The sequence below is a fragment of the Achromobacter sp. LC458 genome, from assembly GCF_001005835.2.
GTDB classification, from domain to species: Bacteria; Pseudomonadota; Gammaproteobacteria; order Burkholderiales; family Burkholderiaceae_B; genus Achromobacter; species Achromobacter spanius_B.
The window spans coordinates 97229-107283 of sequence record NZ_LBHW02000021.1 but is presented as its reverse complement, the minus strand read 5'-3'; the positions used below and the strand labels follow the sequence as shown (position 1 = coordinate 107283).

Here is a 10055-nt window from a genome sequence, read left to right as displayed (position 1 = left end):
CGACAGGGTGACGACCGCAGGCGTGGTGACGCCGGCTGCGGGCAGGGTCTTCAGGGCGGCTTCGTCGCCTTCGACGGGGTTTTCGATCAGCTTGCGCGTGAATTCCAACACGGCAGCCAAGCGCGGGGTGGAGGCGTCTGACGGCGTGCCGGATTCTGCGACGGCGATGTCGGCGGGGGCTGCGTCGGTTTCCGCCAAGCGTGCGCGGTAGTGCGAGGCCAGCAGCGGCGACAGGCTGATGCGGGTGGCGTACAACGCGACCAGCAGGCGTTCGGCCAGCGACAGGCCGGGCAGGGCCGGGTCGAACAGGGCGTCGTAGCTGCCTTGCGTGGCGGCGGCGACTTTTTCGCGTTGGTGGCGGACTTCAAAAGTTTTGCTGCCGGGCGTCAGGCCGACGAGCTTGTCGACCAGATCATTGACGGCGTCATAGACGATGGGTTGTTGTGCCATGGGGATGTTCTCCTTGGTGTCTGATCAGCCGGCATTGCCGGAAGTGCTTGTTGACTGTGCGGCAGCCGATTGCGAGCTTGGGGAATCCGAACGTCCCGAATCCGCGCTAGCCGAAGCAACCGCAGCCGCCCGCGCCTTCACCGCCGCGTCCAAAAACTTCTTCACGCCTTCCCACGATTCCTGGTCGGCGCGTGCGTTGTCTTTTGGATTCCCGCCGCTGGTGCTGATCTTGCCCGACACGGGGTGGGCGTAGACGAGCTGGGTGGTGGGCACGTACGGGAACAGGATCGAGTGGCCGCCGTTCTCGTAGTCGAGCCATTCGACGGGGTAGGGGTGTTTCACCTCGACCAGTTTGTCCTGCACCATCTTCGAATACAGGCTCGACGGCCATGATCCATCGTCGGTGCCGGACAGCAGCATGACCGGGCCTTCGATGTCTTCCACGCGTATGCGGGCGCGGGCGACGGCGTCGGGGTCTTGCAGCGCGGTCAGGATGGCTTTCTCGTGACGATGCGGCGATGGGCCTTCGTCAAACGGCGCCCAGGTGGCGGTGCGGTTGTTTTCCCAGACGTGGGGGATGGGCTTGCCGTCCAGCAGCCAGGTCGGGCCTTCGCGGCCGATCTCGGGGTCGCAGGCGTTCTGGCCGCTGTGGACGACGGCGCCGGGTACGTAGGCGACGACGGCGGACACTTCCTTGGGGAAGGTTGCGCCCAGCAGCAGCACGAGTTCACCGCCGCGCGATTGGCCGCTGATGGCGACGAAGTCGTGCTTGGGTTGAACCTTTTTGCGCAGCCAGCGCAGGCCGGTCTGGAAGTATTCCAGCGGGGTGTTCGAGATGTAGTCGGACAGGCCGGGTGCTTTGAAGTAGGCCAGCGCAAAGGCGGCGTAGCCGCGCGATGCATACAGCGCGGCGCGCGGTTCGTTGATGCCGCCGCCCGAGCCGTTCAGGATCATGACGGCGGGGTGCGAACCGGGCTTGCTGCCTGCCGGCAGGTACAGCGTGCCGACCAAGCCTTCTTCGCGGACCTCGTGGCGGGTAACGCCGTCCAGCGCCAAGCGTTGCGTGAACGTGGCTTGGGCCTGCATGTCGGCTGCAATGCCGGCATCAGCGCCGGCTTCAGCGCCGGCTTCCGCACCGCCATCAACCGCACCGCCATCAACCGCACCCACACGCGCAACCACATCAGTGACCAAAGCATCGGTCACCGGGTGGTTGAAGTGTTCGCGGCTGGGCGAGTCCACCGGGGCTTGCGACCAGATCAAGCCCATGGGCGACAAACCGGTGTAGTCGCCCGAGATAGGCGCGTCGCGGGTCAGGTCGACCACGCCGTCTTCGCCCGCCGTGTAGGCGGCCTGGGCTTGCCACAGCACGCCGTTGCGGCGGGTGCGCGCGGTGATATGCACCGTTTGGCCGGGTGCCACGTTTTCCACCCGGATCTGGCGCGGCACGTCGATCAAGGCGTCCGCGGGGGTGATGGTCAGGGTCGGCGCCATGGCTTATTTACCGGCCGCGGCGGCGGGTTCTTTGGTGACCATCATGGCGGCCGTGCGGTCGCTGGTCATCGGCGTAACCTTCAGGCCCTTCTTGGTGGCCCAGATGTTCTTGTAGTGGAACAGCGGGATGATGCCGACGTCGTCCGACACCAGCTTGACCGAGTCGCGCAGGATGGCTTCACGCTTGGCCACATCGAATTCCGACGTGGACTGTTCCAGCGCGGCGTCTACCTTGGGGTTGGTGTAGTGGCCCCAGTTGGACGCGCCCAGGCCCTTCTTGGCGTCGACGGTGGCCAGGATGTTGACCAGCGCGTAGCTGGCTTCACCCGTGCCGTTGCCCCACGCCAGCATACTGACGGCGAATTCGTTCTTGTTGGCGCGGCCCGAATACACGGCCCATGGCACGACTTCCACTTGGGTCTTGACGCCGACGCGGGTCCAGAACTGCGCCACGGCTTGGGCCGTTTCCGGGCCTTGCGGGTAGCGGTCGTTCGGCACGTGCATGGTCAGCTTGAAGCCGTCGGGAAAGCCCGCTTCGGCCAGCAGCTTCTTGGCTTGCGCGACATCGTTGGGGATGTCTTTCACGTCGGGGTTGTAGCCGAAGGTGCCCTTGGGCATCCACTGGTTGGCTTCGGTGGCGGCGCCTTGCAGGATGCGGTCGGAAATGGCTTTGCGGTTGATGGCCAGGTTCAGCGCCTGACGCACGCGCAGGTCCAGCAGCGGGTTCTTGTCCAGCGGCTTGCCGTTGTTGTCGGTGATGTACTGGTTGGGTGCGGGGTTGAAGCTGGGTTGCAGCAGCATGACGCGCAGGCCGTCGTACGGGTACACCGCGATGTTCGGGGCCTTTTGCAGCTTGGCCAGGTCCGACACCGACACCTTGTCGATCACGTCCACGTCGCCCGCCAACAGGGCGGCGGTGCGCGAGGCGGCGTTGTTGATGTAGCGGTAGTTGACCTTGTCCCAGGTGGCCTTGTCGCCCCAGTAGCCGTCGTTGCGTTCCATGATGACGCGGTCGCCCGGGGTGTAGGACACGAACTTGTACGGGCCGGTGCCGACCATGGCCTTGCCCGAGTTGTAGTCTTCGGTGGTGGACTTTTCACCAACGTGCTTGCTGACGACGTGCACGGATGCCAGGTTCAGCGGCAGGTCGGGGTTGGGTGCCTTGGTCTTGACGATAAGGGTCAGCGGGTCCTTGGCGGTCATCGTGTCGATGGTGCGCAGGTAGCCGGCGTAGGTCGCCACGCTGCCGGGCACGGCGCGCGCGCGGGTGTAGGAATAGATCAGGTCGTCGGCGGTGAAGGGCGTGCCGTCTTGCCACTTGACGCCTTCACGCAGCTTGAATTCCCAGGTGGTGGGGTCCAGCGGTTTCCAGCTGACGGCCAGGCCGGGTTGAAGCTTGTTCCACTTGTTCTCAATCAGCAGGTCCCAGAAGTGCAGGGCCACCGAGCGGTCGCCGGCGTGGTTGTTCAGCTGCGGGTCCAGGGACGACAGCGGGTCGGCGAAACCGATCGACAGGTTGTCGGCGGACGCGGCGGCAGAGGCGCCCAGGATGGCAGCGGTCAGGGTCGAAAGAATCAAGCGTTTCATGTTCGGGGTCCTTGGTAGGGGGGGAACGAGTTAAGTGTTCCGAAGGCTGCGTTGTCATTCAGGCCAATAAAGGCATTAAGGGCAACGCCGCCAATTTGGTTCAGGCCATGTCGTTCAAATGACAGGCGCTTAAATGGTTGATGGCGATTCCCTTCAATGTGGGAACTTCGGTCTTGCAGCGCGGCATCGCATGCGGACATCGCGGATGAAAATGGCAGCCGCCGGGCGGGTTCAGCGGGCTGGGAATCTCGCCCTTGATCGCGGTAAAGATCTTGTGGCGCGACTTCAGGCTGGGAATTTCCGCCAGCAGCGCTTGCGTGTACGGGTGGTTGGGGCGCTGGAACACTTCGGCCACGGTGGCCGTTTCCACGACGCGGCCCAGGTACATGATGACGACGCGGTCAGACAGGTGTTCCACCACGCCCAGGTCATGGCTGATGAAGAGGTACGTCAGGTTCAGTTCTTCGCGCAGGTCCATGAACAGGTTCAGGATCTGGGCTTGAATGGACACGTCGAGTGCGGCCACGGCTTCGTCGCACACCAGCATGGACGGCCGCACGGCCAGCGCGCGGGCGATGCCGATGCGCTGGCGTTGGCCGCCGCTGAATTGGTGCGGGTAACGTTGGCGCAGGGCAGGGTCGAGCCCCGCGCGTTCGAGCTGGGCGCTGACGTAGTCGTCAAAGCCCGCGTTGTCGACCATCCCATGGATGCGGGCCGCTTCGCCCACGATCTCGTCCACGCGCAGGCGTGGGTTGAGGCTGGCGTAGGGGTCCTGGAAAATCATCTGCACGGTCAGGCGCGCGGCGTGGGCGGCGGCCGAGTTCATGTCGGACGGGCGCACGCCGTTGATGCGAACCTCACCGCCGGACGGCGTCAACAAGCCGGCGGCGATGCGGCCCAGCGTGGATTTGCCGCAGCCGGATTCCCCCACCAGGCCGACGACTTCGCCGGGGTTCACGATCAGGTCCACGTGGTCGACCGCACGCGTGATGGCGGGCGGCTTGGACAGGCCCATGCGCTGCATGGCGCGGCCGGCTGCGCCGACCTTTCTTTCGCCAAAGCGCTTGCTGACTTGAGAAAGGTCAATCAGCGGCGTGGGGGCGGCGGATACAGTCATGCCGTCACCTCGTTGTGGATCTGGATAGTCGGATGGAAGCAGCGCACATCGTGTTCGGGCAGAGCTTGCGTGATGCCGGGTTGCTGGCCACAGGCGGCGGTGGCGCGCGAGCAGCGCGCCGAAAATGCGCAGCCGGCGGGCAGGTGCAGCAGGTTGGGCGTCATGCCGGGAATCTGGCGCAGGCGCTGGCCCCGCAGGTTATTGCTGGGCAGGCTGTCGATCAGGCCGACGGTGTAGGGGTGCTGCGGGCGGTCAAGCACGTCGTCGACCTTGCCGTGTTCAACGATGCGGCCGGCGTACATCACGGCCACGTCATCAGCAAGGCCCGCCACCACGGACAGATCATGCGTAATCCAGATCAGGCTGGTGCCGTGCTGCTGCGCGAGCTTTTGCACTTCAGACAGAATCTGCGCCTGGATGGTGACGTCCAGCGCAGTGGTGGGTTCGTCGGCAATGATCAGGTCGGGGCGGTGCAGCATGGCGATGGCAATGGCCACGCGCTGGCGCATGCCGCCGGACAGTTGGTGCGGGTAGGCCAGCAAGCGTTCTTCGGGGCTGGGGATGCCCATCATGCCCAGCGTGTCGCGGGCCAGTGTGCGGGCTTGTGCCTTGCTCATCTTGTTATGCGCGCGCACGGTTTCGATCATCTGCACGTCCACGCGCAGGACCGGGTTCAGCGTCATCATCGGATCTTGAAAGATCATGGCGATGCGGTTGCCTTGCAACTTGCGCAGTTCACGCGGCGCCAGCTTGGTCAGGTCGCGGCCCTGGAACAGGATTTCTCCGCCCACGATGCGGCCCGGCGCGTCGACCAGACCCATGATGGAAAAGCCCGTCACGGATTTGCCCGAGCCGGATTCTCCGACCAGGCCCAGAATCTTGCCGCGCTCCAGCGTGAACGACACGTCGTCCACGGCGGGCAGCACGCCCGCGCGGGTATGAAAGTGCGTGCGCAGGTTGCGCACTTCAAGCGTGGCCGGCGCGCCAGCGAAAGCGGTGCGGTCGGTCATTTGTGAGTCCTTGGGTTCAGCACGTCGCGCAGGCGGTCGCCCACCAGGTTGATGGCGACGATGGTGATCAGCAGCGCGATGCCGGGGTAGAAGCTGATCCAGTATTCGCCGGACAGCATGTATTGAAAGCCGTTGGAAATCAGCAGGCCCAGCGACGGTTCGGTCACCGGCACGCCCAGGCCCAGAAAGCTCAAGGTGGCTTCCAGCGTGATGGCGCGCGCAATCTGCAAGGTGCCAATCACAATCAGCGGCGGCAGGCAGTTGGGCAGAATGTGCTTGAGCATGATCCGCCAGTTGGGAATGTCCAGGCAGCGGGCGGCTTCCACATATTCACGGCGGCGTTCCACCAGCGCTTGTCCGCGCGCGGTGCGGGCGTAATAGGCCCATTCCAGAATCACCAGCGTCAGCACCACGTTGCCCACGCCCTTGCCCAGAAAGGCCAGGATCATCATGGCCACCAGGATGGACGGGAACGACAGGATCAGGTCGACCAAACGCATGATGAAGGCGTCGACCTTGCCACCCGCGTAGGCGGCAAGCAGGCCCAGCAGCGTGCCGACGATGCCGGCGATAACGGCCGAGCCCACGCCCACCATCAAGCTGATGCGCAGGCCGTACAGAATGCCGGACAGCAGATCGCGCCCTTGGCCGTCGGTGCCCAGCCAGTAGTGGAAGGTGTCCAGGCCGTTCATGGAACCCGGCGGCATGCGGGAATCCAGCACGTCGATTTGCAGCAGGTCATACGGGTTCTGCGGCGAGATCCACGGCGCAAAGATGGCGGCCAGAATCAGCAGGGTGGCCACGGCCAGGCCGAACACCGCCGTCTTGGACGACAGGAATTCGGTCAGGTTGCGGCGCCAGGGCGATTCACGGCGCAGGGCCGGAATCTTGTCAGGGGTTGCAGTGGTGCTCATGCCGAGCCCTCCAGCCGTACCCGGGGGTCCAGCACTTTATAAAGAATGTCCACGATCAGGTTCAGCGTGACGAACAGGCACACCACCACGATCAGGTAGGCGACGATGACGGGGCGGTCCAGCGCGTTCAGGCTGTCCAGAATCAGCTTGCCGGCGCCAGGCCACGAGAAAATGCTCTCCGTGATGACGGCGAACGCGATGGTCGAACCCAGCTCCAGGCCCAGCACGGTCACCAGCGGGATCATCGTGTTGCGCAGCACGTGCACACAGACCACGCGAAACGGCGACAAGCCCTTGGCACGCGCAAACTTCACGAAGTCCAGCGGCATCACGTCGCGCACGCCGGCGCGGGTCAGGCGGATGACAAGCGAAATCTTGAACAGCGACAGGTTCAGCGCGGGCAGGATCAAATGGCGCCAGCCGTCGGCGGTTAGCCACGACCACTGAAAGCCCAGGAATTCCACCGTCTGCCCCCGGCCGCTGGCGGGCAGCCAGCCCAGCGACACGCTGAACGTCATGATCAGCATCAGCGCGACCCAGAACGTGGGCAGCGAGAAGCCGACGATGCTGCCGGCCATGATCATTTTGGAAAAGCGGCTGTCGGGGTACAGGCCGGCAATCAAGCCCAGCGGCAGGCCGATGATGACGGCCAGCAGCAGCGCGCTGATCGCCAGTTCCAGCGTGGCGGGCAGGCGCTGGATCACCAGTTCAATCGCGGGGATGTTGTAGACGAAGCTGTTGCCGAGGTTGCCGTGCAGCGCCCCGTTCAGAAAGCCCAGGTATTGCTGCCACAGCGGCTTGTCCAGGCCCAGTTCCGCGATGATGCGGGCGCGGTCCACCTGGTCCACGTCCTGGCCGATCAGGATGTCCACGGGGTTGCCGATGGCGTGCAGGCCCACGAAGACGATCAGCGTCATCAGCAACACCACCACCGCCGCTTGCGCGACACGGCGTATCAACCAACCGGTCATTGCGTGGTCTCCGCTTGCGAGGCCGGGGTGGCAATTGCCGCGGGCGGCGGGGCCGGCGTCCATTCATCGCCGAACACTTCCGGTTCCGAAAACGCTTCCATATTCGCGTAGTACGTTTCGACGTCCTCGCGGTAGAACAGGCCGGCGATGCCTTGCGCCAGGCGCTTGGCGCCGTCGCTGATGGCGGGGATGTCGCCCGAGATCGTGCCTTGGGTCAACGCGGCAGGGTAGGAAAAGCAGTGCACGCGGTCCAGGCCCGGGCAGGCGCCGGGCACTTTTTCCTGCAATTCAAAGACGGCGCCCAGGTCGGGCGAGTCATGCAGTTCCTGGTCTTCTTCGCCGGGGGGCGGGGTGAACCGGTCGCCCCAGTTGCGCACGTGGGGCGCCAGCGGTGCGAATTCCGGGCGCACGGTCCAGTCGATACGAAAGCCTGTCGAGAAGATCAGGAAGTCCAGCACGAACACGCCCTTGGGCGTGGTGACGTGGATGTCCTCGCCGACCAAGGCCAGGTCTTGCACGCCACAGCCCAGGTTGAAGCGGGCGTTCGGGAAGCGCGACACGCGCAAGGTGCTGCCGCGCGGGGGCGGCACTTGCGCGGCGTTGATGTAGTGGCGGATCTTCCACTTCCATTCGTCGGGCAGGGTCAGGTGGCCGTGGGTCAGGCCGGGGTTGCCCGCGCCTTTGCCCTTGTTCACGCGCGGGATGTCGTTGCGGCGGATCAGCAGGTCGACGCTGGCGGCGCCGGCTTCCAGCGCCGTGCCTGCGCTGTCCATGGCGGACGCGCCCGCGCCCACGACGCCGACGCGCTTGCCGGCCAGCGTGGCGTAGTCCATCACGTCGGACGAATGCGCCCAGCGGTCACGCGGCAGTTTCTTGGCAAAGTCAGGCACATAGGCGCCGCCCAGGCCGTCGCGGCCGGTGGCCAGCACCACGCGGCGGGCCAGCACGGTGCTGCGTCCGGCGGGCGATTCGATGTCCAGTTGCACCAGGCGGTCGGCGCGGGGTTGCACGGACAGCACGCGATGCTTGTTGCGCACGTCCAGGTTCAGCACGCGGCGATACCAGCGCAGGTAGTCCATCCATTGCAGGCGCGGAATCTTGTCCAGCGCGTCCCATTCGGCGGTGCCGAATTGCGCTTCGAACCAGGCGCGGAACGTCAGCGCGGGCAAGCCCAGCGCGGGGCCGGTCAGCTGCTTGGGACTACGCAGCGTTTCCATGCGGGCGGTGGTGGCCCACGGGCCTTCGTAGCCTTCGGGCGCCTGGTCGAAGATGGGCGCGGTGATGCCCAGGTGCGTCAACGACGCGGCCGCGGCCAGGCCGGCCATGCCGCCGCCGATGACGACAACGTCCAGTACCTGTTGTCCATCAACCAGACGGGGCGCAACCCAGTTCTTGGCGGGAATTTCCAGCCAGGACAGGTCTTGCCGCAGACGCGCTTCCAGCGCATCCAGGCCTTGCGGCGGGGTGGCAATGGGCAGATTCATAGTGTGGGGGTGTCCAAAACAGGGGCGTCATCACCGTAGATCGACTGCAACAGCGCCGCGTGTTCGCAGGCGTCGTGCAGCACAAAACCGGGCAGCAGGGCGGCGGCGGCTTCGGCCAGGGCGTCGGCCATGGCCTGGCAGGCGGGCGTCAACGGTTGCGATTGCGGTTGCGATTGCGGGGTGATGACCCCGAAGAAAAAAGGAATGTCCAGGTCGATGGGGCGGATCGCCACGCCCGGCATCGGGACGCCGTAAGCGGTGATCGGTTCCAGCACCGACACGCCCAGCCCGGCGCGCACGGCGGCCAGGGCATTGACGGAAGAATTGGTTTCGATGGTGCCCGGCGCGTTGCCGTCCGGCGCCAGCGCGGCGTCCAGGCGGCGACGCAGCCGGTACGGGTTGGCCATGGTGATCAGGCGGCGGCCGGCTAGAAGATGAACGGGCACCACGTCGTGCGCGGCCAGCGGGTCGTCGTCGCGCAGTGCCACGACACAGGGCGCTTGGGCAATCCAATGCACCGTCAGGCCGCGATGTTCCAGCGGCAAACTGGTGGCGCCCAGTTGCGCGGCGCCGGTCAGCACCGCGTGCACCACGCGTTCGGGCGAGGCGCTGCGCACTTGCACGCGCGTGGCGCCGGTTTGGGATTCGATGCGCTTGAGCGCGTCGGGCAGCAGGCCGGCGGCCAGCGCCGACGTTGCCGCCAGCAGCAACGGCTTGGCTTGGCCCCGCGCAATTTCTTCGGCGCGGCTGCGAATCTGCTGCAAGCCGGCCAGCGCGCGTTCTACGTCGTCATACAGCAGAAAGCCCTGTTCGGTAGGCGTGACGCGCGGTCCGCTGCGGTTGAACAGGGCATAGCCGATCTCAGCTTCCAGCTCTTGCAACAGGCGGCTGATGGCCGGCTGCGAGCGCCCAAGCAGGCGCCCGGCAGCGGTGACGCTACCTGTGGACATGACGGCCGCGAAGGCCTCGAGTTGGCGAAGTTCCATCTGTGTTGCTTTATGCTCAGGGCGAATTCTTGCCCGGCAAGT

9 protein-coding genes are annotated in these 10055 nt (G+C 65.5%); all 9 read right to left on the bottom strand.

What is annotated here, in order from left to right; all coding sequences use genetic code 11:
* Positions 1-450 (bottom strand): CMD domain-containing protein (locus YH64_RS18325; protein WP_370512760.1); only part of this gene is annotated, 450 nt, incomplete at its 3' end.
* 24 nt (positions 451-474) lie between these two features.
* A complete protein-coding gene (locus YH64_RS18320; protein WP_046805842.1) occupies positions 475-1944 on the bottom strand; it encodes an acyl-CoA thioester hydrolase/BAAT C-terminal domain-containing protein in 1470 nt (489 codons plus the stop codon).
* A 3-nt stretch (positions 1945-1947) separates the two neighbouring features.
* Positions 1948-3531: an ABC transporter substrate-binding protein gene (locus tag YH64_RS18315; protein ID WP_046805843.1), complete on the bottom strand. Its 1584-nt coding sequence runs from the start codon at positions 3529-3531 to the stop codon at positions 1948-1950.
* Between the two features lie 100 nt (positions 3532-3631).
* Positions 3632-4648: an ABC transporter ATP-binding protein gene (locus YH64_RS18310; protein WP_046805844.1), complete on the bottom strand. Its 1017-nt coding sequence runs from the start codon at positions 4646-4648 to the stop codon at positions 3632-3634.
* A complete protein-coding gene (locus YH64_RS18305; protein WP_046805845.1) occupies positions 4645-5658 on the bottom strand; it encodes an ABC transporter ATP-binding protein in 1014 nt (337 codons plus the stop codon). The genes YH64_RS18310 and YH64_RS18305 overlap by 4 nt, the downstream gene beginning before the upstream one ends.
* Positions 5655-6572 (bottom strand): ABC transporter permease, encoded by a 918-nt coding sequence (locus YH64_RS18300; RefSeq protein ID WP_046805846.1) that lies wholly within the window; start codon positions 6570-6572, stop codon positions 5655-5657. Before YH64_RS18300 ends, YH64_RS18305 begins: the two co-directional genes overlap by 4 nt.
* On the bottom strand, positions 6569-7543 hold the full coding sequence (locus tag YH64_RS18295) for an ABC transporter permease (protein ID WP_046805847.1): 975 nt from the start codon (positions 7541-7543) through the stop codon (positions 6569-6571). The genes YH64_RS18300 and YH64_RS18295 overlap by 4 nt, the downstream gene beginning before the upstream one ends.
* The gene (locus YH64_RS18290; protein WP_046805848.1) at positions 7540-9027 is read right to left on the bottom strand and encodes an NAD(P)/FAD-dependent oxidoreductase; all 1488 of its coding nucleotides are present in this window, start codon (positions 9025-9027) and stop codon (positions 7540-7542) included. Before YH64_RS18290 ends, YH64_RS18295 begins: the two co-directional genes overlap by 4 nt.
* Positions 9024-10013: a LysR family transcriptional regulator gene (locus YH64_RS18285; protein ID WP_046805849.1), complete on the bottom strand. Its 990-nt coding sequence runs from the start codon at positions 10011-10013 to the stop codon at positions 9024-9026. Before YH64_RS18285 ends, YH64_RS18290 begins: the two co-directional genes overlap by 4 nt.
* Positions 10014-10055: the final 42 nt, after the last annotated feature.